This window comes from Actinoplanes sp. NPDC048988 (assembly GCF_043197815.1).
Taxonomy (GTDB): domain Bacteria; phylum Actinomycetota; class Actinomycetes; order Mycobacteriales; family Micromonosporaceae; genus Actinoplanes.
Map to the genome: position 1 here is coordinate 14,702 of NZ_JBICTW010000033.1, position 21,565 is coordinate 36,266.

Consider the following 21,565-nt stretch of genomic DNA (forward strand, 5'->3'; position numbering starts at 1 on the left):
TGACCCGAACACCGTTCTGATTCACTGTCATCGTATGCGCACATCACCGCGATCCTTGCGGGAGGCGTGGGTGGCCCTGGCCGGGCTGTCCGCGGTGTTCCTGTTCGAGATGCTCGACAACTCCATCCTCACCGTCGCCCTGCCCACGATCGGGCGCGACCTGCACGCGTCGGCGACCGGCCTGCAGTGGGTCACCGGCGCCTACGCGGTCGTGTTCGGCGGGCTGATGCTGGCCTTCGGCGCGGTCGCCGACCGCTACGGCCGGCGCCGCGTCATGCTGATCGGGCTCGCCCTGCTCGCCGCGTCCAGCCTGGCCACCGCCTTCGTCACCACGGCGGAAGAGCTGATTGCCGTACGGGTGGCGATGGGCGTCGCGGCAGCCATGACCACCCCCGGATCGGCCGCGCTGGCGTTCCGCCTGTTCGACGAGGACGGCCTGCGCGTCCGCGCCTTCAACGTCATCACCACGGTGGGCATCGTCGGGCTGGCCATCGGCCCGACGGCCGGCGGCTTCGCCCTCGCGATCGCCCCCTGGCAGGTGCTGCTGCTGGTGAACGTGCCGATCGCCGTGCTCGCCATGGCCGGCGTGTGGTCCGGCATCGCCCCGGACACGGCCGACGGCCTGAACCGCGACCCGGTCGACGTCGCCGGAGCGGTCCTGGGCACGGCCGCCATCGTGGCCGCGCTGGTCGCGCCCACGCTGTTCGTCGACTCGGGCGCCGGGTCGTGGGCGCCCTGGGCCGTCACGGCCGCGGCCGTCCTCGCGGCGGTGCTCTTCGTGCTCCGCGAGCGGTCGGCCCGGCACCCGATCGTCGACCTCAGGCTGGTCGCCCACCCGCTGGTCGCCAGCGGCCTCGCCTTCAAGGCCGCGACCGGGCTGGCCCTTGCCGGAGTCGGCTACCTCATCACGCTGCAGATGCAACTCGACTGGGGCTGGTCGCCCGGCCTGGCCTCACTCGGCATGCTCCCGCAGGTGATCGTCCTGGTCGCCGGCGGCGCGCTGCTCAGCCCTCTCGTCAAGCGCGTCGGCCTGGAACGGGCCGGATGGCTCAGCGCGGCCGCGGTCGTGGCCGGCCTCGCCGTCTACGCGCTGCTCGGCGACCTCGGCTACTTCTGGGTCGCGGTGGCGCTGGTGCTCATGGCGGCCGGCCTGCGCGTCGTCGGCGTCGTCGCCGGCACCAACGTGCTGCGCGGGCTGCCGGAGAGCCGCACCTCGATCGGTGTGGCCCTGACCGACACCGCCAGCCAGGTGAGCAGCGGCGCCGGCCTGGCCGCGGCCGGCACCATCGTGGCCGCGATGGTCACCGGCCCGCTCACCGCCACACCCTGGACCCCCGGCCAGACCGCCGAGTTCCACGGCGCCGTCACCGCGGCCGGCCTCACCCTCACCGTGGCCGCCGCGGTCCTGGTCGGCTGGGGAATCTTCAGAGGCGCCGGTGGCCGTGGTAGCGCGTCACCGAGCCGTCCGGCGCCGGCACACACCGGTAGTGCTTGAGGAAGTCCCAGAGCAGCGGGCACTCCTCGGCCATGGTGTTGTGCGAGCGGTAGAGGTTCTTCGTCAGCTTGACGACCGGGATGCCGCGCCGCTTCCCGACCCACGTCTGGAAGCGCCGGCGATAACCGCTACGGCCTTCCTGAACGACGTCGGCCAGGGTCAGTTGGTTGACCCGCAGGTGGTACCGGGCCCAGCTGTCCAGCTGGTTGTCGAGGCTGTCCCACAGCGTTCCCTCGAGGAAGGCCAGGTCGCCGTACCCGTAGATCTGGTAGGTGGGGATCGGGCGGTTGCTCGCGGGATGGGAGACGCCGTCGAGGGTGACGTTCCCGGCCGCGTCCGGGGCAGCGGTGAACGAGGTGGAGGCGACGGCGGCGAAGTACTCCGGGAACGCGATGGCCAGGTTCTGGGTGACCGAGCTGCCCGCTGACTGGCCGGTCGAGTAGAACCGGGTGGGGTCGACGTCGTACCGGGCGATGACGGTCTCCCGCAGCTGACGGAAGAACTGCAGCGAGTCGCGGTGGCTGACCGATACCGAGTTGACGCCGTACTGCTCGCCGACGACGACCAGGACGAAGCCCTCGCGCTGGGCGACCTTCCACCACTGGGTGGCGTCGAGGAACACTTTGTCGGTCTGGCTGTTGCCGGGCCAGACGAACAGGACCGGCGCGTTCCGGCGGGCCGACCGGGGACGGTGGACCAGATACTCACGGACGTAGCCGTTCACGGTCATGGTGTGGGCCTCGATGCCCAGCCGGTCGTAGTCCGCGCGCTCGTAGAGCTGATTGCCGTACGCGAAGAAGTTCTCGTACCGGGTGTAGTACGTCAGGAAGGCCACGATCTGCCGGGTGCTCACGTGCCGTGCCGGACGACGGTCTTGGCGATCGGGCCGGCATGCGACGTCATCCAGCGCTCGCCGCTGTTGGCCTTCCGCCAATAGGCGAGACTCGGGCCGGCCGAGCGGCGGTCGGGATCGGCGTACAGCGTGGGCAGAACCGTTTCGTCGTACCGAATCAGGTCGAAGCCGGGCGGGAAGACGACCGGCGTGTAACCATCGGTCTCCCCACCGAACGTCCGCGGCGCGTACCCGTCGAGGAATTCCTTGCTCAGGCCGGACGATCCGACGTACGCCTGGGCGATGACCCGCAGAGGATGAGCGACGGCCCACGCCTCGAGCGCCGGGCCGCCGGCGCCGTATCCGACCAGGTAGTGCAGGCCGAAGATGGAGAAGTAACGGTTGCTCTGGAAGAAGGCCAGGGCGGCTTCGACGTACGCGGCCTCCTCCTCCGGCGTTCCCCAGCCGCCCGGGCCGGGTTCGAGAACGAACAGGCCCTCCTCCCGCTCGTCGGCGATCCGTCGCCACTCGCGAAGGACGGCGTCCGACTTCTTCGGAACGGCGATGACGGTGAAGTACGAGCGGATCGGGGTCTCGGGGGAGATGTAGATCCTCGCCGTTCGTGTACCGAACGACTTCGTCCACCAACCGGTCATCTCGCGGGGCAGCTTGTTGGCCCGGGAATAGTCGTAGTCCGGAAACGGGCGCCCGTCGAGGGAACGTACGGCTTCGGCCGCCGACGCTGGAGTGGGGGACAGCGTGGCGGCCAGGGCGAGGGCGGCGCTGCCGCCTAGGAGGGTGCGTCGGTCCATCGGGCGTCCTTCCGGGGTTCGAGGTGGTCGCGGGCCTTGCTGAAAGCGAGCCGGGCGTGCTCCTTGCCGCCGACCTGGGCGACCAGGGTGGCGCGGGGGATCTCCAGGGCGTACGGGAGACCGGGTGGCAGTGCGCCGAGGATGCCGGGGATGTCGATGCCGCCCTCGCCGGGGAACAGGCGCTCGAAGCGGGCGGTGTGGATCAGGCCCTGGTTGGTCGGCGGCACGGCCGGGGGCGCGTCGCAGACGTGCACGAAGTGGAACCACTCGGCCGGCAGCTGCCGCAGGTCGGCCACGCTCGACCCGGAACGGGCGAAGTGCAGCAGGTCGACGAGGATGCCGGCGTTGGGCTGGGCGGCGCCGCGCAGAACCCGTACGGCCGAATCGAGGTCGGGGGTTTCCGTCCACGAGGGAAACTCGAGGTCGACAGTGAGCCCGAGCGGACGGGCCATCTCGCACAGCAGCGCGAAGCGGTCCGTCTTGCGCGCCCGGTCCGGGTCGGGCAGCTGGCAGATGACGTGCCGCGCGCCCAGCTCGGCGCCCGCCTCCAGGAAACGCTGGAAGTCGGCCGGATTCTCGCCGGGGCCGATCCGGGCCAGCTCGATGTCGAGCACCTCGATGCCGGTGGCGGCCAGCCGCACCTTCATGGTGCGCATGAGGGCGGGATCGGTGGCGAGCGGATAGTGCGGCTCCTGCGGGGTGACCCGGGTCAGGCGCAGGCCCACATAGCGGTAGCCGGCCTCGGCCGCCGCGTCGACCAGCTCGGGCGGCGACAGGCTGAGCGCGGTCAGATGGGCCAGCGAGAAATCGTGGCGCTGGTCCGGTTCCTTGCGTTCCCGGAGCTTGAGCAGCCGGCGCTCGCGGTGGGCGGCCATCCGGACGGGCGCGCCGGCCGGGCCGTAGCCGTCGTAGCCGCCGAGGCGCTGAACCACGGCGAAGAAGACCCGATGGCCGAGCATCTCGGTGGAGAAGTGCAGGTAGGCTCCGTGCTCGTCGCGGTCGTAGAGGATCGAGTGCGCGCGCAGCTCGGCCAGGAACCCGGGCTCCAGCTCGAAACGGGCGTCGAGGTCGGCGTAGTAGTTGCCGGGGATCCTCAGCACGTGCGCGCCCAGGGCCCGGGCGGCGGCGATCGCGTCGCCGGTGCGGAAGGCGACATGCTGCGGGTTCGGAATCACCGGGGCCCAATCGCCGCGGCGCATCGGCGCGGTGTGCAACGCGATCCGCACCCGGCGGGCCTCATCGGCGGCGGCCCGGCTCAGGATCGGCCCGAACGGGGCCGCGATCTCGGTGGTCCGCTCGGCGTGCAGGCCGAGCACGGCCCGGTAGAAGAGCGTGCACTCGTCGAAGTCGTCCACCGAGTCGGTGAGCGACAGATGGTCGATGCCGTCGATGCCGTTGCCGGCCGGGATGCCGACCGTCTCGAAGTCCTGGAGCCAGCCGTTGTCGCGTACCAGGAAAATCGAGGTGCCGTCCGGAGCTGCGATCGACGCGAGGTCGGCCTCCTCGGGCCGGCGCAGCCGGGGGAGCACCGGGGCCAGCAGCCGTTCGGCCCGTTCGGTCGCGCGGGCCGGATCGGCGGTTCCGACGGCCAGCGCGCACACCGTGGCGGTGCCCGGCGCGACGGTCCGCTGGGCGGCGAAGTTGAGCAGGATCCGCGCGGTGCCCTGCTGCCACAGCTCCACCGGCTTGGACCGGTGCCGGCCGGCGTGGACGAAGCCCAGGGCGGCGAGCGCGCCGGACACCTCCGGCCCGGAGATGTCGTCGACGGCCAGCTCGGTGAAGACGATCCCGGTCAGCTCGGGCGGCTCCCCGGCACCCTTGAGGTCGAGAACCGAGCGCATCCCGTTGATGGCGGCGTGCCGCGGATCGGCCTGCCGATAGACGTCGTTCGACACCTCGAGCGACAGGGGACCGTCGTACCCGGTGCCGTCGACGTGCCGGGCGAAGGCGGCGACGTCGAGCTCACCGAGCCCGGGCAGGAGCCGGTGGTGGCGGCTCTGCTCGACGACGTCCATGGTGGCCCACGGCGCGTCCGCGAGCTGCACGTGGAAGATCTTGTCGCCCGGGACGACCCGGACGCTGCGAGCCTCCGGGTCCTTGATCAGCACATGGAAGCTGTCCAGGCACAGCCCGAGCGCCGGATGGTCCGCCATGCGCACGATCCGCCAGGCGTGCGCGGCCGTGCTCACGAAACGTCCCCACGCCGGCGCCTCGTAGGCCAGCCGAAGCCCGCCGCGCGCGGCCACCTCGGCCAGCGCCCGCAGGTGCTCCGCGGCAAGTTCGTCGTCATCCACGGCATCGGCCGACATCGAGGAGCTGACGACCACGGTCCGCACGCCGATCTCCTCGAGCACGGCGAAGATCCGCTCGGCCCGCCTGAGGTTGGCACGAAGAACGTCCGGCGGCACCGCCTCGAAGTCGGCGAAGGCCTGGTAGGCGTCGACCGCGAGCCCTCGGCGCGCACACTCGTCCCGGATCCGCCGGGGCCCCCACGACGAGCTGACCAGGTCACTCTCGGCCAGCTCAACCCCATGGAACCGCGCCGCCGCGGCCGCCGCCAGCTTGTCCTCCAACGTCCCCGACAGACAGTGCGTGGCGATAGCCAGCCGCTTCCCGGAGGAACGTACTGGATAGTTCATTACCGGCCGACGGCTCATCCCATCGAGCGTCATCATGGCGTGACCCTAGCCCTGCTCCGCTGCGCGGTCCAGTCGGTCCGCACAGCGGTCCTTCTTATTCGCCGCCGGGATTGCTTGATGTCCTCGGCATCTCGTGAAGACGAAGCGCATTGTGCAGCTGCTGCGGGTCGTATCGATGCGCTCTGAACGCCAAGTCTTCGAGAAAATCCAGGTACGGTCCTTGCCGTAGTTGCCGCTCCGAGCGCACGAATGGCTCCATCACCATCCAGATCCGCCGAATTCGGAAGTTTATGGATGCCAGAATGAGCCGTTCCTCGACGGATCCGAAGGCGACGAGTATGCCCATCGAGTCGTAGAATGCGATGACTTGCAGCGTCGCCGACAGGAGCGGATCGGGTAAGCCCGAAACCCCGCCACTGGGGTCGGTCCGGGGCAGCTCAGCGAGCATGTATCTCTCATTTCGCTGGAATTCGGGCCTCCCGTAATCGCGGGTCAACAACTCGATTGCCACGGGCACGTGGTTTGCGCTTCGCATTGATCTGAGTTGCCTCCAGGAAATGATCGAGGATACGGCGAGCGCCGCCAGAGAGATGGCGACTGCGAGCCCGGCAAGTAAGTTCTGAGCCTCCATGCCCGCATGGTGATGCACGTTGGCAAGAGACGGAGCATCGGCCCGATACACCTGCTTGTCCAGGCGGGATAGACTGTCGTGATGTCTTGGAGTGGACTGACGCTCGCGCAGTGGATTCCCATCGTCATCTCCATATTCGCCCTCGCCACCTCCATCACGACCTTCGTGGCCAATTACCGCCTCACGCGACGAACGGCCGAGCGGGTCGGGCGCATCCACGAAGTCAGATTCCGGCGGCGCGGGGGCGCCGACGGAGGCGGGTGGAGTCTGATCGTCGCCAATGGCCCGTCGGCGCTCACCATCTCCGAGTTGCACCTGCAGGTCAGATTTCAGATGCCGAAAGAGAGTTTCTTCTCCTCGGTCCGGGTTCATGTCGACGTGCATCCTCGCGAATTCGCGCGTCTCGGAATCACCGGTCCGGAGATTCCTCACCGGATCGACTCGTTCGATCAGTGCGTGTGGCATCTACCCGGCACCGGCGGGCTTCCTGACCGAACCAACGTCGAGTTCCGATGGCTGGGCCGCACGGCCCAGGGGGACGCCTTCGCGTCTCCCCTCGGCCGCGCCGGGCACTTCGAGGGAGTTCATTGGTTCGGCCGGACTTACCACGTCGCCGTCGTCGATGACAGTCCGATATTGCAGGACGAAAGGTTCCGGATGGTGATGGACATGTTCGACCGCCAGAAATCTCAGCAGCTCTCGGTCGGGGACCCGGCAGCGTGACCTTCTCGCTCGGCCCACAGGCCCGTCTGTGCTCGGCCGCCGGATCGTCCGCCTGGATGCCGGGCAACAGCCGCCTCGAAGCCACCGCGTCGATGTCGCGGTCATGGGCTTCGGCGATCTCCGCTACGGTGACGGCTGCTGTACGTCCGGGTACCTGCTCGATCTGGAACAGCCGGCGTAAGGGTGTTCTGTCAGGGCCTCCCTCGGGAGTCCTCCGGGCGGTTACCTGAAAGGCATGGAACTTCAGCCCGTGCCGCCGACGGTGAAGACGACGGCATGTGGCAGCTCGTCGGCGCCTCGGGCGCGAACCCGGAGACCGGCAAGCTCGGCCACCTGCACCACGCCGTCGACGAGGACCGGACCCTGATCGGCGTGCTCGACCTGGCCCCGGGCGAAAGCATCGAACGGGACGAGCCCGGAAAGCCCTGGCGCCCGTCCCGTCACAGGCCCCGCTTGGCTACAGCAGGGTCGTCAGCGGGGTGTCCGGGCCGGCGGTGTCGAGACCGTGTTCGAGGTCCTCGCGTACGGCCTCGATGGTGTCGTCCTCGCCCAGCACCTCGGGGACGTCGTTGCTGAGCTCGAGCTGTTCGAGCATGTCGTACGCCTCGCCCAGGGTCGACGCGCCCGACGCGTACGCCCATCGCAGGGTGTTCAGGGTGCCGGCGGCCGGGGCGAACTCGTCATTCCACGGATCAGTCACACGGCGAATCTAGTAGTAGAAGGGCTGGACGGCCGCCGGGTCGGCCCGGACGACGTCGACGCGGGTGTCGGTGAGCAGGTCGGCGACGGCGGCGGCGGAGGCGCCGACGCCCGCCCAGTGAGGGTCGACGTCGGCGGTGAGGCACCAGGCGTGGTCGGCGGGCCAGACGAACGCCGGGGGCTGCAGGTCATCGCGTACGCCATCATCGCCGTAGCTCGTCAAAGGGCCCCGGAACAGGAAGAACTCGCGCTCCGGGAGGAGGACCTTCGGGGCCGGGAAAGCGTCGCCCCAGCCGTCCCACAACGCGAAGTAGCAATCCTCCGGTGTGGTCGTGTGGCGGGCCAGGGTCTCGAGGGCGAACCCCATCTTCTCCGTGTCGGTCAGGTCGCCGGCGGGACCCTCGTAGTCGGCCTCCTGCTGGCCGGGGCGCACAGGGTCGGGGATGAACCGCAACCTCGCGTACGCCGCGAAGCCGCCCGGGCCGAAGGTGAGCAGGTGGTGCCAGTCGACGTCGCTGGTGGCGATCCAGTCGGCGGCGGTCAGGTCGGAGCAGAGTCTCAGGGTCATCTCAACCGACCAGGCTACCGATGCCGTACGTCACGGCCATCGCCAGCGCGCCGCCCGCGACCAGCCGCAGGACCGCCCGGCCGGCCCGGGCGCCGCCGAGCCGGGCGCTGAGCCAGCCGGTCAGGGCGAGGGCGACGATGACCACGGCGACCGTGACGGGGACGCGCGCGGCCGGTGGTGGCAGCAGGATCGCGGCCAGCGGCAGCAGCGAACCGGTGGTGAAGGCGATCGCGGAGGCGCCCGCGGCCTGCCACGGGTTGGTGAGCTCGTCCGGGTCGAGGTGCAGTTCGACGTCGGCGTGGGCGGCGAAGGCGTCGTTCTCGGTCAGCTCGAGCGCCACCTGCCGGGCGGTGGCCGGGCTGAGACCCTTGGCCTCGTAGAGGGCGGCCAGTTCCTCGAACTCCTGCTCGGGGAAGTCGGCCAGTTCCGCCCGTTCCTTGGCCAGCAGGGCCCGCTCGGTGTCGCGCTGGCTGCTGACCGAGACGTACTCGCCGAGTGCCATCGAGACGGCGCCGGCGGCCAGACCGGCGACTCCGGCCGTGAGCAGGGGCGCGGTCGAGGTGGTGGCGCCGGCCACGCCGACGACCAGGCCGGCCGTGGAGACGATGCCGTCGTTGGCGCCGAGCACCCCGGCGCGCAGCCAATTGAGCCGTCCGGACAGCGCGGCGTCGTGGGGCTCGTTCGGATGCGTACTCACACCGAAGTTTAAAGGTCTTTCATTCTCCTGATCTCACTGCCCTGCTCGACGGCCATCTCGCCGGCGGTCTCGCGCAGGCGCTCGTCCTCGCCGCTCTTCATGACGTCACCAGCCATCCGCATGGCGCCGCGGTGATGCGCGCTCATCATGGCGATGAACCGCTCGTCGAAGGCGGCGCCCTTGAGGCCGGCCAGCGCGGTCAGGTCGGCGGCGGTCTGCATGCCGGGCATGGTCGCGTGATCGTGCGAGGGGTCGCTCTCGGGCAGCTTGCGCTGGGTGAGCCAGTTGCGCAGCCATCCGATCTCCGGTTCCTGTACGGCGAGCATGCGCTGGCTGAGAGCGAGCAGCTGACCGTTCTGACCGCGCCCGGGCACGAGTTTCGCCATCTCGACGGCCTGGCCGTGGTGGGCGATCATCATCTGGACGAACGCGACGTCGGCCCCGTTGTAGGTGACGCCGTCGGGGGCGCGCACCGTGTCGGAGTCGGTCACTGTGGACGATTCGCCGGGTTTTCCGGGCACCACGACGCGAACCGGCGGGGCGGCGCTCCCGCTGGGCTTCGGCGCGGCCGCCTGCTGGCCGGAGCCGGCGCGGGCGGCCAGAGCGATCCCGACCGCCGCGAGCACGATGACCAGCGCTATCAGCATTGACGTCCGTGAACGGCTCATCAAATCCCTTCATCGATGCCCAAAAATGTTTCCGAGGTGCGCCCCGGCCACTACTGTAGCGACAGAGTTGAATACGGTCGGTGGGGCTCCATCCTGCCTCGCCCGGCCGTCATCCGGAAGGAGCTCCATGACGCACCCACGAGGGCGCCGGGCCGCGATCGGCGCGGTGGCGCTCGCGGCCGCCCTGCTCACGGCACCCGTGAGCGGCGCGGCACAGGCCGCCGAACCGAACACCATTCCGGGCGTGGACGAGATCGTCAGCAGCCCGAACCTCAAGCAGGTCGCGCACCGGGACAAGATCGGCCCGTTCGCGAACTCGACGAACTCCGACTGGGCTTTCCAGGGTAAGTACGCCTACAGCGGCAACTACAACGGCTTCACCGTGTACGACATCAGCAACCCGAAGGCGCCGTTCGAGGCGACCCAGGTGGTCTGCCCGGGTTCGCAGAACGACGTGTCGGTCAGCGGCAACCTGCTGTTCCTGGGTACCGACTCGCAGCGTACCGACGACTCCTGCACCAGTACCGGCTCCACAACGGACAACCCGGGCGCCCGCTGGGAGGGCATCAAGGTCTTCGACATCAGCAACCCGCTGACGCCGGTCTACCTCAAGTCGGTCAAGACGGACTGCGGCTCGCACACCCAGACGCTGGTGCCCGGCAAGAAGGGCGACCCCAACGTCTACCTCTACATCTCCTCGTACAACCTGTCGACGGTGGACCTGCCGAACTGCGCCCTGCCGCACGACAAGATCTCCATCATCAAGGTGCCCAAGCGCAACCCGGCGGCGGCCGCGGTCGTCGCCACGCCGGTCCTCTTCCCGGACGGCGGCTACGAGGGTGACGGCGAGAACAAGAGCGCCACGACCGGTTGCCACGACATCACGGTCTACGCCGACAAGGACATCGCGGCCGGCGCCTGCATGGGCGACGGCGTCCTGTTCGACATCGCGAAGCGCACGGCCCCGAAGGTGATCACGACGGTCCGCGACACCGTCAACTTCTCCTTCTGGCACTCGGCCACGTTCAACAACAACGGCACCAAGATCGTCTTCACCGACGAGCTCGGCGGCGGCGGACTGGCCACCTGCAACGAGCGCTTCGGCCCGAAGCTCGGCGCCGACGCCGTCTACGACATCGTGGGCAAGCGCAAGCTGGTCTTCCGCAGCTACTTCAAGATTCCCCGGACGAACGCCGACACCGAGAACTGCGTGGCCCACAACGGCTCGCTGATCCCGGTCCCCGGCCGCGACATCATGGTCCAGGCCTGGTACCAGGGCGGCATCTCGGTCTGGGACTTCACCGACTCGCGCCGGCCCAAGGAGATCGCCTACTGGGAGCGCGGCCCGATCTCGCTGACCACCCCGGTCGGCGGCGGCTCGTGGTCCGCGTACTGGTACAACGGCTACATCTACTCGAACGACATCGCCAAGGGCATCGACGTGCTCGACCTGAAGGACCCGCGGACGAACATCGCGAAGCTCTTCCGCACCAAGGAGTTCAACGCCCAGACGCAGAACAACTTCCTGCGCTGGTAGCTCGCCGGCCGGGCCCCGCCACGCGGGGTCCGGCCGTTCGCCGCTTGACCCTCGACCAGGTTGAGGCCCCAGGCTCATGCCATCGGCCAACCGGTGACGAGGAGCGACGATGGATCTGGACAATCCGGTGCTGAAGCTGTGCCAGGAAGGCATGCTGGCCGAGACGGAGGGACGGCTGCCGGACGCTCGGGCGTTGTTCGAGCGGGCGTGGGCGGCGCGGACCGACCACTACGACGCCTGCGTCGCGGCGCACTACCTCGCCCGGCGGCAGGACGATCCCGCTGACGTTCTCCGGTGGAACCAGGAGTCGCTACGGCATGCCGAGGCGGTCGGCGACGAGAGGGTGGCGGCCTTGTATCCGTCGCTGCTCGTGAGCGTGGCCATGGCTCACGAGCGGGTGGGCGACATCGTCGCCGCGCGCGCCGCTTTCCAACGGGCAGCCGAGCATGACGGCGCATTGCCGGCCGAGCCGTACGGCGAGCAACTGCGTGCCGCCATCACCGACGGGCTGCGCCGGCTGACCTGAGACCCGCAACGGCGCGGCGGCCGCCGTGCGTCAGGGCGCGTACGAAGACGGCGCGAGCACCTTCGACGATGCGCCAGAAGTCTGCCCGTTCCACGAGCCGTCATCTCGGCTCCGAGCTTCGAAGTCTGTGGGTGACCTGCGTCGTCGTATCGTGAACGTTGTCTTCGACTGGGCGTCATCGGGGCTCAGGGGCGCCACCCGTATGGTTCCGATGTGGCGGGTCCGGTGTTGAGTATCGAGCTTCTTGGTCCAGTGCCGGATCAGGCGCTCGCACTGCTTGGCGGGATGCTTGCGGGGATTTCCAGTCGCTTCCGCCAGGAACGACGTGGGGCATTCGACTTGAATGTTGATGCCGCGTCGCTTGGAGTCGTCGACACTGACGCCCGCGCAGACCGGCCGATCTTGGTCAGGGTGAACGGCCCGGGCTTCGGCGATGAAGACACTTTCGAAGCTGAGCATGCCGATGGGCCGGACTGGTGTGACTTGATTGGCTTCATCCCGACCCACGAGGTCGCGGTGCTCGCCATGACAAACGGTCGGCCCGAGCATCTGATGCTCGCGGAACTGACCGCGAGGATTCAGGAGCTTGTTGGCGGACTGGTCAACGCCGAGCTTCACCGGGAGCAGATCGAGACGGTGCAGGTGCTCCCCGGAGTCGTGTCCGTGGCGCCGCAACCATGGGGCGCAAGCGCTTTCGGGACGGCCGTGTTCCTCCGGGCGTGGGCGGCCGCACCGGGATTCCGGCTGGTCAAGTGATGACCAGATAGCCACCCGCCGGACATGCCCAGTCGAGCGGCGAGGAGTTGTCCGCGCTCCGCACCCTGGCCCGACCACATCGACAGATCTGCCGCTACGTCAGGTTCCTGATACTCCGGGCCGTGCACGTCCACGCAACGGCAGCCTAAAGCCCGAACAGATGCGACCTGGCCTCTCAGGGGCCATCAGCGATTGCGCCGAGGGCGGCGAACGCACACTGGCGCTGCGGCGCGATTCCGGGAGTTCGACGAAGACAGGGGTCGATACCGAAGAAGGGCTGTCCTAGGTATCGGGGACACGGGCGGCCGCGCACGTTCACAGACGTGCTCTAGCTGGGGGCCGGCGGGTCTACCTCGTCGATGACGTCGTTGCCGGTGAGGGGGTCTGGTAAGGCGCCCAGATGGTATGTGGCGGAGTGCAGCAGGGTGGGAGTGAACGGGATGTGGGTTTGGCGTTCGGTCAAGGCGAACGCCGCCTCCGTGTACGGGACGTCCACGTAGGCCGGGTCGGCTGGGTCCAGGCCCGGGGACTCGCTCATGTCCAGGCCGGCGGGGGCCATGTCGGGGAGCAGGCGGTCGGGGGTGGCGCCCTGGCGGTCGGTGGGGTCCTGGGGGTCGAAGTCGACCTGGATGGTGCCGTTCTCGACCAGGGCGAAGCGGCCGTCCCCCTCCACGTTGCGGTAGTTGGCGATGACCCGGGTGGCCCGGGAGAGGCGCTTCAGGCTGTCGTCCTCGATCGCTGTGGTGCCGTTGTCCTCCACGATCAGGGACCAGTTGCCGACCTTGGTGACGGCGGTGACCACCTCCCGGTCGCGGAGGCCGGGGGAATCGGACCAGTAGTCGTCGTTTCGCCAGCCGGACGTTCCGATGGGGCGGGCGGCCAGGCGCTTGAGCACCTCGGCCGGGGAGAGCGACTCCACCCAGATGAAGCAGAACGCCACGGTGAGCTCGTCGTTCCGCTCGAACCAGGCGTAGTCGGCGGCGGTCGGGCGGCCATCGGCGGAAGGCGAGGAGGAGAGCGTGGGGGAGGAGGAAGGGGAGGGCGGAGGGGGCGGAGAGGGGGAACGCGAAGTGCACCCGGTCATGAGCAGCGGCGCGGTGAGGGTTGCGGCCAGAAAACGGGCGAATCGCACAGGGCACAGTATCCCGGGGGTGGCCGCCGGGCGGGCTGGGGTCGGCGGCCACCCTTGCGGGGGCTCAGGCCAGGACGAACGTGTAGCCCTTGGCCTTGAGCTGCTTGATGGTGGCGTTCAGCGAGGCCACCGTCTGGCTGCGGTTGCCGCCGCCGTCGTGCATGAGGATGACGGCGCCGGGGCGGGTGCCCTTCACGGCGCGGCTCGTGATGGTGGCCGTGCCGGGGCGGGACCAGTCGCGGGTGTCGACGGTCCAGCCGAGGATGCGCAGGTGCTGGTCGCGGACCACCGTGCGGGTGCGGGCGTTGCTCGCGCCGTACGGGAATCGGAAGACCTTGGGCTTGACCTTCGTCACGGTGTAGATCTTGTTCTGGGTCCAGACGACCTGGCTGCGGGCGGCCGAAGCCGACAACTTCGTGAAGTTGGGGTGGTTGCGGCTGTGGTTGCAGAGGCGGTGGCCTTCGCGGACGACGCGGCGGGCGGTTGCCGCGTACGAGCCGACGTTGTTGCCGAGCATGCAGAACGTCGCCTTGACGTTGTTGCGCTTCAAAATGTCGAGGACCTGCGGCGTGTACTTCGACGGGCCGTCGTCGAAGGTGAGCGCGACCGTCTTCTTGGCCGCCGCCACCTGGACTATGTCAAGAGACGTGACGGGCGCCGCGGAAGCCGCGGTGGCGGGGGAGACGGCGATGCCGGACGCCAGCAGCGAGGCGAAAGCGAATCCGGTGGCCAGGTTCTTGGAGAGCTTCATACACCGACCTAGTTGAGGAGTGACTTCGTGGGCGGCAGACCGGGTTCGAATGCGACGGTGGATCCGGGCCGGTGAATGCCCGGCGAGTGGTCGCTGAGCACCCCTGAGCGAAGGGCGTCGAGAATCGCCTCCGCCAAAATGTCCAGGTCGGACTTGTCGGAGTCGTCGTCGAACTCAGGGATGTACGACATCGGTGCCCCCACCTGTGCGCACGGCCGGTTGCCGATTCGAGAATGCGCGCGGCAGGCAACTCCTGGCATCGGTCGACTGACTGCTCACCGGCCGGTCGTGTCCGACCTCACTTTCTGTTTGTGGCTGGGGTTGTGCTAATCCAGAACGCATGACGATCTTGGACGTGACGCCGCTGGACAATCCGGTGTGGGGCGCGCTGTCGGGCGCGCAGGCCGGTTTCGCGGAGGTGCACGGCCGCGCGGCGCGGTTCGCGGCGGGCATTTCGCCTTTTCACGGGCTGGCCGACGCCGCCGATCCGGCCGTCTGGGACGATCTCGCCGCGCTGGAGCCGGCCGGCCCGGTCCTCGTTCCGGCCGGCCCGGACGATCCGCCGGCGGGCTGGGCGGTCACGTCGATCAACCAGGGTGTGCAGCTGGTGGGATTCGCCGTACGGCCGGAGGAGGACCCGGAGGCGACACTGCTGACCGGCGACGACGTGCCGGAGATGCTCGACCTGGTGGAGCGCACCCGGCCCGGGCCGTTCGGGCCGCGCACCGTCGAGCTCGGCCGCTACCTGGGCCTGCGCCGTGACGGCAAGCTGGTCGCGATGGCCGGCGAGCGCATGCACCTCACCGGTTTCACCGAGGTCAGCGCCGTCTGCACCGCTCCCGCGTACCGGGGCCACGGCTTCGCCGGCCGCCTGGTCGGCGCCGTCACCGCCGGCATCGTCGCTCGCGGCGAGACGCCGTTCCTGCACGCCGCGATCGGCAACGCCACGGCGATCCGGCTGTACGAGAAGCTGGGCTTCAGCGTGCGGCGACCGGTCAACTTCCACCAGTACGAACGGGTTCAGGCGTAGGCGACGTCGAATCCCCGGGCGGCGAACTCGGGCCGCACCCGTTGCCGCAGTTGACGAAGCGCACCCGCGGGATGTCGAGGATCGCGTCGAGGTTGACGAACGTGCGGCTGTTGAGCACGTCGAGTTCCTGGAGCCCGGCCAGGAGCGCGCAGTCGATTTCGGCCCGGACGCCGTTGAGGCGCAGCGCCCGCAGGCCGGTGGGAAGGCCGGTCATCGGGAAACGGCGCCCGGTGCCGGCGATCTCGAGCGCTTCGAGGGGTGACCGGATGTCGGCGAGCACGTCGACCGGCGTCTCTCCCTCGCCGTGAATGACCAGCGTCCGCGGCACGCGGTCGCCGAGCAGCCCGGCCAGAGCGGCCGGAACGGTCAGCGATTCCAGATGCGGCAGATCGCCGAGGAACCCGGGCAGCCTGGGTCGCCGCAATTGGGCGGCGCTGGGCGCGACGTCGAGCGCCCGCACTTTCGCCGGGTCGGTGGGCGCGCCGTTCCACGGAATGCGGGCCTCGCCGTCGCATTCCCCGGCGTTGCCGACGCAGAAGTAGCCGTCGCCGTCCGGCGGGTGGACGTAGCGGTAGCGGCTCGCCTCGAAGAGTTCCACGGCGCTCGATCCTGGCCCGGTTCATGTGTGTTTTGCAACGGCGCGCGGACGGCGGCGCGCGCTAAGCTCGTCGCGTTGCCTGAAGCGAGTTGCCTGAGATCGGGAGTTGGCATGGCAGGCGAGGACGACATCTCCGGGTGAGTTCCCCGGCGGGCCGCAGGCGCGCGTGACACCACGCGCCGTCGCCGCGGCCTCTGTTGTCGTGCCTTTGTTCGCCTCCGGGACTCCGTACGAGAGCCCGCGATCTTTGGGATTCGCAAATGTCCGATGGATACATCGTTTGTTCGTCGCTGTCCTTTTCCTGGCCGGATGACACCCCCGTCTTCGACGACCTCTCCTTCTCGGTGCCGGGCGGGCGCACCGGACTCGTCGCCTCCAACGGCGCCGGCAAGTCGACGCTGCTCAAGCTCATCGCCGGAGATCTGAAACCGGCCGGCGGCGGCGTGCACGTCGACGGCGTGCTGGGCTACCTGCCCCAGGACCTGCCGTTCGCGCGGGAGCAGACCGTCGGGCAGGCGCTCGGTGTCGACCGGATCATCGCGGCGCTGCTGGCCATCGAGAGCGGCGACGCCGACGAGGAGAACTTCGCCGTCGTCGGCAACGACTGGGACGTCGAGGAGCGCACCCGCGCCGAGCTCGACCGGCTCGGACTCGGCGGCGTCACGCTCGACCGGAGCCTGGCCACGCTCAGCGGCGGCCAGGTCATCTCCCTCGGGCTCGCCGCCCAGCTGCTGAAACGCCCCGACGTGCTGCTTCTCGACGAGCCGACCAACAACCTCGACCGGACCGGCCGGGACCGCCTCATCGAGGTGCTGCGCTCCTGGTCCGGGTGCCTGCTCGTGGTCAGCCACGACCGGGAACTGCTCGACGAGATGGACCGCATCGCCGCGCTCGAACCGCACGGCGAGATCCGCTGGTACGGCGGTACCTTCACCGAGTACGAACAGGCCGTACGCAACGAGCGCGAGGTCGCCGAGCGGCAGGTCCGCAACGCCGAGGCCGACCTCAAACGGCAGAAACGCGAGATGCAGCAGGCGCGCGAGCGGGCCCAGCGCCGGGCCTCGAACGCCAGCCGCAACCTGGCCGACGCCGGCCTGGCCCGGATCGTGGCCGGCAACCTGAAACGGGACGCGCAGGTCTCGGCGGCCAAGCAGGCCGAGACGCACGCCAGCCGGGTCGGTGACGCGCAGGCCCGGCTCGACCAGGCCAGCCGGGCCGCCCGGCAGGAGGATCGGATCGCCCTGGAACTGCCCGGCACCAACGTCCCGGCCGGTAAGACGGTCTTCGAGGCGGACGGCATGCGGGCCGCGTACGGCGACAAGGTGATTTTCGACGGTGCCGACCTCACGATCCGGGGGCCCGAGCGGATCGCGCTGACCGGCGACAACGGCGCCGGCAAGTCGACGCTGATGCGCGAGATCCGGCAGCACGCGGCGGTGACCACGGCCTATCTCTCCCAGCGGCTCGACCTGCTCGACGAGAACGGCACGGTCGCCGAGAACCTGGGCCGGTTCGCTCCCGCGCTGACCGACGCCGAGCGGATGAACCTGCTGGCCCGGTTCCTCTTCCGCGGCGCCCGGGCCCACCTGCCGGTCGGCGTGCTCTCCGGCGGCGAACGCCTGCGCGCCACCCTGGCCTGCGTCCTGTTCGCCGAGCCGGCGCCGCGGCTGCTGCTCCTGGACGAGCCGACGAACAACCTCGACCTGGTCAGCGTGGGCCAGCTCGAGAGCGCGCTGACCGCGTACCAGGGCGCCTTCGTGGTCGTCAGCCACGACGAGCGTTTCCTGGCCGAGATCGGCGTCAACCGCCGGCTACGCCTGGCCGGCGGCCGGCTCATCGAGGATCATGGTTAGATGCCACTTCTCTTCTCGTACGGGACCCTGCGCGACCCGGCCGTGCAGCGCTCCACGTTCGGGCGCGAGCTGAACGGCCGCGGCGCCCGCGTCACCGGCTTCCGCCTGGAGTCGGTCGAGATCACCGACCCGCATGTCCTGAAGGTCAGCGGCGAGACCCACCACCCGATCCTGGTGGCCACCGGCGATCCGGCCGACGGCGTGGACGGTGCGGTGTTCGAGGTGACCGAGGCCGAGCTGCAACGGTCCGACGACTACGAAGTGGACGACTACCAGCGCGTGGCGGCGCCGCTGGCCACGGGCGAAAGCGCGTGGGTCTATGTAGCCGTCTGAGTCACAGGGTCTCCCAGAGGGTGTGGTCGGCCCAGGCGCCGGTGATGGCGATGTCGGCGTTCTGGGCCCGCTGGCGGGCGAAGCGCAGGGCCAGCAACTGCAGGCGCACGGTCGTCGGGATCTGGGCCAGCAGCCCGTCACCGGTGGCGGGCATCAGGTGGACGCCGAGGCCGGTGACGCGGGCGGCGTGGGCCAGGGCGGCGGTGAGGTCGTCGGACGGGGCCAGGGCGAGCAGCGTGTCGGCGGGGCCGTAGGGGACGGCGGCGCCGTGCAGGAGACGGTCGGGGTCGAAGCCCTCGCAGAGCAGGCGGGCGCCTTCGCGGATCTTCAGGGCGCCCTCGCGGGCGGTCACCGACCAGTCGCCGGGGCCGACGATGGCCATGGCCCGCGCGGGGATTCCGACGGCGTCGACGCCCGGGTCGGCCAGCACCCGCCGTACGGCATCGGCCGTGTCCTGGATCTTCGGCGGGTCGAGGCCGGGAGCGCCGAGGTGGTGGGCGATGCCGGCGAGGACGGTGAGCGCGGCGGTGTAGCTGACCGTGTAGGTCTCCGACTTCTCGGCCACGGGCGTGCGTACGGCGTCCGGCCAGTCGACGTCCGGGCCGGTGATCGACACGAGGGGGAGGCCGGCGTCCAGCACGAGCCGGCGGGCGCGCCGGGCGTGAGCGGTCTGGCCGGTGTGGGTGATGACGATGGCGGCGTCGCCCGGGCGGGCTGCGGTGAAGCGGTTGGCGGCGATCGCGCGGGCGTCGATCCCGGCCGTCTCCAGGGCGGACGCGCCGAGCTCGGCGGCATGCAGGCTGGTGCCGGTGCCGATCAGCCAGACGCGCCGGGCGCCGGCCAGGCGGTCGGCCGCGGTGACGGGCTCGGCGAGGGCGGAGATGACGTCCGGCTGGGCGGCGATCATCGTCGCGAGGGCGGTGGTCATCCGACCATCCTCGTCACTCCCGGCCCGTTGTCAACGCCGTTGACTCGAGATCAGCCGTCGACGTTCTGGAGCAGCTGAACGGCCCGCGGGGCCAGCTCGGCCAGCGCGTCCAGATGGGCCGCGGTGAACGCGCCGGGCTCACCGGCCAGCACACACAGCGAGCCGACCGGCTGCCCGTCGGAGTGCAGCGGAACTCCGGCGTAGCTGCGCACTCCGGTGACCATCACGAGTGGGTTGGCGGTGTGCGCGGGATCGTCGTGCGTGTCGGCGATCAGCAGAGGCGTGTTGTGGCGTACCACCTGGGCGCACGGCGCCCATTCGGCGGGCATGCCACCGGCCTCGGCGAGCCATCCGCCGACTCCGTGGGTGGCGAGCAGGACGCCGGCGTCGTTGAGGATCAGCGAGATTCCGGCGCAGGGCGCTTGCAGCACGTGGGCGACGTGGTCGATGAACTGTTGCAGGGCGGCCGGAGAGCCCGCCGCGCCGGGCAGCAGTTCGGCCACCGCTTCGAGCCGGTCAAGGTCGGTCAGCGCGTCGTGCTCGGCGACCGTGGGGGAAACAAGCTTCATGTGACCTTCTCACCTCGGGATGTACCGAAGCTATCGACCGCGGGTTCACCGGACGGGTCGCCGGCCAGGTGTAGTTCGGTTACCGACGGAATGATCCGGGCCGGCTGGTCATATCCCGCGGCGGCGCCCTCGTTCATCGGGACACCGCGGTCAGCTCGCCGGCGAGGCGTTCGAAGCCCGGTGCCGTCGTGTCGTACTCGGCGCGGATCGCCGCCATGGTGGCCGGGCTCCGAGGCAGACGACCGGTGCGGGCGTCCGCCTCCACCCCGGCGAGCAGCCGGGCCAGGCGGGTGGCGCCGACATCGGTGGCCGAGCCGGTGAGAGCTTGCGCCTGAGACCTGACGCCGCTGACGTCACCCGCGGTGATGAGCCGGGCTAGCCGGTCGAGGCCGGCCGGGGTACGGGCGGTGAACGAGGTCAGCATCGCGCCGATCAGGGTCCGCTCCGGACCGCGCGGCTCGCCGTCGCTGATCTCGGCCATGCGGGCGCGGACGGCCGCGTCCCGGTCGTCGGCGCCGTCGCGGGCCGGCCCGCCCGGGCTGGTACGCAGCAGCGGCGTCAGAGCGCTGGTCAGCTCGGCCAGCCGGACCGGCTTGGCCAGGTAGTCGTTCATGCCGGCGGCGCGGCAGGCGGCACGGTCCTCGGCCAGGACGCCGGCGGTCATGGCGATGATGTGTGGTTGCCGGCCGGGCGGCAACTCCGACCGGATCAGCCGGGTGGCCTCGAGCCCGTCGAGCACCGGCATCCGTACGTCCATGAGCACGACGTCGTAGTCGGCCGCGCGCATCGCCTGAACAGCGTCCCGGCCGTTGGCGACGGTGTCGACGTGGTGGCCGAGCTTGCCGAGCATGAACTGAGCCACCTGCTGGTTGACCTCGTCGTCCTCGGCCAGCAGCACCCGCAGCGGCTCGTGCCAGGTGGCATCCGGTCGTTCGGAGCTCGCGGGGGCGGCCACGGCCCGCGCCCGCCGGGCCGACAGCGTGACCAGCGCGGCCGCGGCGACGACGGCGGCGACAACGAAGAACACCGCGTGCGCCGCCCGGTCGGCCACCCGCTGGCGCTGAGCGTGCAGAAGTGCCGTCTGGTCCCGGTGCAGGTCGCTGATCAGTTGCTGGGCGCGAGCCGCTGTCTCGGTGCCGACGGTGCCGTAGGCGGCGGGACGAGCGGTGGTGAAACCGTCCGTGCGCAGCAGGGTGACCGCCTGGCCGTAGTACTCGATGGTGGCGTCGGCGGAGGCCTGCAGATCGTCGATCGTCCGCCGGTGTGCGGCGCCGATCAGCACACGCAGCTCACCCAGAGTCGGCGGAACCTGAGCCGCCGCCGTCGTGTACGGCTCCAGGTAGTGCTCGTCGGCGGTGAGCACGAAGGCCTGCTCCCCGCGCTGAGCGTCAGCCAGCTGACGGCGCAGATCCGACAGGGCGGCCAGCGTCTGATAGGTGCGGTCGACCGACGTACTTTCGGTCAGTACGGCACCGATGCCCACGCCGGCGGCGGTACCGGCCAGCGCCAGCACGCCGACACTCGCCACGTACCCGACGGCCGGCAGCCGCCCGGCCGTCCAGCGGCGGCCCGGGCGATAGGTGGCCTCACGCCATCTGCGAGTCATGTACCCACCTTCGGCGGACATGCCGGGCAGATGAGTCACGGCCACGCTGCGGGCGAGTTGCGAAGAACGGCACGAACTCCCGAATCGGCTAGGTGTTCTGACCCGTGAGGTTGGGGACGCGGCTGGCGGGTGGTTGGCCGCCGAGTGCGGTGTGTCCGCGGTGATGATTGTAGGAGTGCAGC

Annotated in this window: 24 protein-coding genes; 8 read left to right on the plus strand and 16 right to left on the minus strand. The window is 70.0% G+C overall.

Annotated features, from left to right (window positions below; genetic code table 11):
• Positions 1-34 precede the first annotated feature (34 nt).
• Complete coding sequence (locus ACGFJ7_RS46505; RefSeq protein ID WP_392648932.1) at positions 35-1,495, plus strand: MFS transporter; 1,461 nt, start codon at positions 35-37, stop codon at positions 1,493-1,495.
• Here the strand turns inward: ACGFJ7_RS46505 and ACGFJ7_RS46510 are convergent.
• From ACGFJ7_RS46510 to ACGFJ7_RS46525, 4 genes are read right to left on the minus strand one after another with little or no spacing between them, the layout of a single operon-like run.
• On the minus strand, positions 1,425-2,348 hold the full coding sequence (locus ACGFJ7_RS46510) for an alpha/beta hydrolase family esterase (protein WP_392648935.1): 924 nt from the start codon (positions 2,346-2,348) through the stop codon (positions 1,425-1,427). The two genes, ACGFJ7_RS46505 and ACGFJ7_RS46510, sit on opposite strands and share 71 nt — an antisense overlap.
• Entirely contained in the window at positions 2,345-3,139 is a 795-nt protein-coding gene (locus ACGFJ7_RS46515; protein WP_392648938.1) for a hypothetical protein, read from the minus strand. The genes ACGFJ7_RS46510 and ACGFJ7_RS46515 overlap by 4 nt, the downstream gene beginning before the upstream one ends.
• Positions 3,118-5,814, minus strand: coding sequence for a TIM barrel protein (locus tag ACGFJ7_RS46520; RefSeq protein WP_392648941.1), 2,697 nt, complete (start codon positions 5,812-5,814; stop codon positions 3,118-3,120). Before ACGFJ7_RS46520 ends, ACGFJ7_RS46515 begins: the two co-directional genes overlap by 22 nt.
• A gap of 58 nt (positions 5,815-5,872) precedes the next feature.
• Entirely contained in the window at positions 5,873-6,409 is a 537-nt protein-coding gene (locus ACGFJ7_RS46525; RefSeq protein ID WP_360257275.1) for a hypothetical protein, read from the minus strand.
• A gap of 81 nt (positions 6,410-6,490) precedes the next feature.
• Between ACGFJ7_RS46525 and ACGFJ7_RS46530 the strand changes: the two genes are divergently transcribed.
• Positions 6,491-7,132 carry a hypothetical protein gene (locus ACGFJ7_RS46530; RefSeq protein ID WP_392648944.1) on the plus strand — a complete coding sequence of 214 codons (642 nt, stop codon included), beginning with the start codon at positions 6,491-6,493 and terminating at the stop codon, positions 7,130-7,132.
• A 243-nt stretch (positions 7,133-7,375) separates the two neighbouring features.
• Here the strand turns inward: ACGFJ7_RS46530 and ACGFJ7_RS46535 are convergent, their stop codons facing one another.
• Genes ACGFJ7_RS46535 through ACGFJ7_RS46555 form a run of 5 tightly spaced genes read right to left on the minus strand, consistent with a single transcriptional unit; the run spans position 7,376 to position 9,764 of the window.
• Complete coding sequence (locus ACGFJ7_RS46535) at positions 7,376-7,576, minus strand: hypothetical protein (protein ID WP_360257270.1); 201 nt, start codon at positions 7,574-7,576, stop codon at positions 7,376-7,378.
• Positions 7,577-7,589: 13 nt separating this feature from the next.
• Positions 7,590-7,832 (minus strand): hypothetical protein, encoded by a 243-nt coding sequence (locus ACGFJ7_RS46540; protein WP_360257267.1) that lies wholly within the window; start codon positions 7,830-7,832, stop codon positions 7,590-7,592.
• A 9-nt stretch (positions 7,833-7,841) separates the two neighbouring features.
• Positions 7,842-8,399, minus strand: a complete 558-nt coding sequence (locus tag ACGFJ7_RS46545; RefSeq protein ID WP_360257265.1) for a hypothetical protein — start codon at positions 8,397-8,399, stop codon at positions 7,842-7,844.
• Position 8,400: 1 nt separating this feature from the next.
• On the minus strand, positions 8,401-9,096 hold the full coding sequence (locus ACGFJ7_RS46550; RefSeq protein ID WP_360257262.1) for a VIT family protein: 696 nt from the start codon (positions 9,094-9,096) through the stop codon (positions 8,401-8,403).
• 8 nt (positions 9,097-9,104) lie between these two features.
• Entirely contained in the window at positions 9,105-9,764 is a 660-nt protein-coding gene (locus ACGFJ7_RS46555) for a DUF305 domain-containing protein (RefSeq protein WP_392648949.1), read from the minus strand.
• Between the two features lie 127 nt (positions 9,765-9,891).
• On the opposite strand from ACGFJ7_RS46555, the gene ACGFJ7_RS46560 reads away from it, so the two are divergent.
• The 3 genes from ACGFJ7_RS46560 (at position 9,892) to ACGFJ7_RS46570 (ending at position 12,583) form a co-directional block, all read left to right on the plus strand.
• Positions 9,892-11,301 (plus strand): hypothetical protein, encoded by a 1,410-nt coding sequence (locus ACGFJ7_RS46560; protein WP_360257257.1) that lies wholly within the window; start codon positions 9,892-9,894, stop codon positions 11,299-11,301.
• 109 nt (positions 11,302-11,410) lie between these two features.
• Positions 11,411-11,827 (plus strand): hypothetical protein, encoded by a 417-nt coding sequence (locus tag ACGFJ7_RS46565; RefSeq protein ID WP_392648952.1) that lies wholly within the window; start codon positions 11,411-11,413, stop codon positions 11,825-11,827.
• A 213-nt stretch (positions 11,828-12,040) separates the two neighbouring features.
• Complete coding sequence (locus ACGFJ7_RS46570; RefSeq protein ID WP_360257253.1) at positions 12,041-12,583, plus strand: DUF6368 family protein; 543 nt, start codon at positions 12,041-12,043, stop codon at positions 12,581-12,583.
• Between the two features lie 328 nt (positions 12,584-12,911).
• On the opposite strand, the gene ACGFJ7_RS46575 is transcribed toward ACGFJ7_RS46570, so the two are convergent.
• The 3 genes from ACGFJ7_RS46575 to ACGFJ7_RS46585 all read right to left on the minus strand — a co-directional run bounded on the left by ACGFJ7_RS46575 (position 12,912) and on the right by ACGFJ7_RS46585 (position 14,657).
• Positions 12,912-13,715, minus strand: a complete 804-nt coding sequence (locus ACGFJ7_RS46575) for a DUF6461 domain-containing protein (protein WP_392648955.1) — start codon at positions 13,713-13,715, stop codon at positions 12,912-12,914.
• A 64-nt stretch (positions 13,716-13,779) separates the two neighbouring features.
• Positions 13,780-14,466 (minus strand): polysaccharide deacetylase family protein, encoded by a 687-nt coding sequence (locus tag ACGFJ7_RS46580; protein WP_360257248.1) that lies wholly within the window; start codon positions 14,464-14,466, stop codon positions 13,780-13,782.
• An 8-nt stretch (positions 14,467-14,474) separates the two neighbouring features.
• Positions 14,475-14,657: a hypothetical protein gene (locus ACGFJ7_RS46585; RefSeq protein WP_360257246.1), complete on the minus strand. Its 183-nt coding sequence runs from the start codon at positions 14,655-14,657 to the stop codon at positions 14,475-14,477.
• Between the two features lie 149 nt (positions 14,658-14,806).
• Between ACGFJ7_RS46585 and ACGFJ7_RS46590 the strand changes: the two genes are divergently transcribed.
• Positions 14,807-15,496 carry a GNAT family N-acetyltransferase gene (locus tag ACGFJ7_RS46590; RefSeq protein WP_392648960.1) on the plus strand — a complete coding sequence of 230 codons (690 nt, stop codon included), beginning with the start codon at positions 14,807-14,809 and terminating at the stop codon, positions 15,494-15,496.
• Here ACGFJ7_RS46590 and ACGFJ7_RS46595 read toward each other — a convergent pair.
• Positions 15,462-16,094 carry a hypothetical protein gene (locus ACGFJ7_RS46595; protein ID WP_392648963.1) on the minus strand — a complete coding sequence of 211 codons (633 nt, stop codon included), beginning with the start codon at positions 16,092-16,094 and terminating at the stop codon, positions 15,462-15,464. The genes ACGFJ7_RS46590 and ACGFJ7_RS46595 overlap by 35 nt on opposite strands.
• Positions 16,095-16,354: 260 nt before the next feature.
• Here ACGFJ7_RS46595 and ACGFJ7_RS46600 point away from each other — a divergent pair, with 260 nt between their 5' ends.
• Positions 16,355-17,947, plus strand: a complete 1,593-nt coding sequence (locus ACGFJ7_RS46600; RefSeq protein ID WP_392648966.1) for an ABC-F family ATP-binding cassette domain-containing protein — start codon at positions 16,355-16,357, stop codon at positions 17,945-17,947.
• On the plus strand, positions 17,948-18,280 hold the full coding sequence (locus tag ACGFJ7_RS46605) for a gamma-glutamylcyclotransferase family protein (protein WP_392648969.1): 333 nt from the start codon (positions 17,948-17,950) through the stop codon (positions 18,278-18,280).
• A 1-nt stretch (position 18,281) separates the two neighbouring features.
• Here the strand turns inward: ACGFJ7_RS46605 and ACGFJ7_RS46610 are convergent, their stop codons facing one another.
• The 3 genes from ACGFJ7_RS46610 to ACGFJ7_RS46620 all read right to left on the minus strand — a co-directional run bounded on the left by ACGFJ7_RS46610 (position 18,282) and on the right by ACGFJ7_RS46620 (position 21,383).
• Positions 18,282-19,208, minus strand: coding sequence for an SIS domain-containing protein (locus tag ACGFJ7_RS46610; protein ID WP_392648972.1), 927 nt, complete (start codon positions 19,206-19,208; stop codon positions 18,282-18,284).
• A gap of 50 nt (positions 19,209-19,258) precedes the next feature.
• A complete protein-coding gene (locus ACGFJ7_RS46615) occupies positions 19,259-19,777 on the minus strand; it encodes a GAF domain-containing protein (RefSeq protein ID WP_360257232.1) in 519 nt (172 codons plus the stop codon).
• Positions 19,778-19,910: 133 nt separating this feature from the next.
• Positions 19,911-21,383 (minus strand): response regulator, encoded by a 1,473-nt coding sequence (locus ACGFJ7_RS46620; protein ID WP_392648976.1) that lies wholly within the window; start codon positions 21,381-21,383, stop codon positions 19,911-19,913.
• Positions 21,384-21,565: the final 182 nt, after the last annotated feature.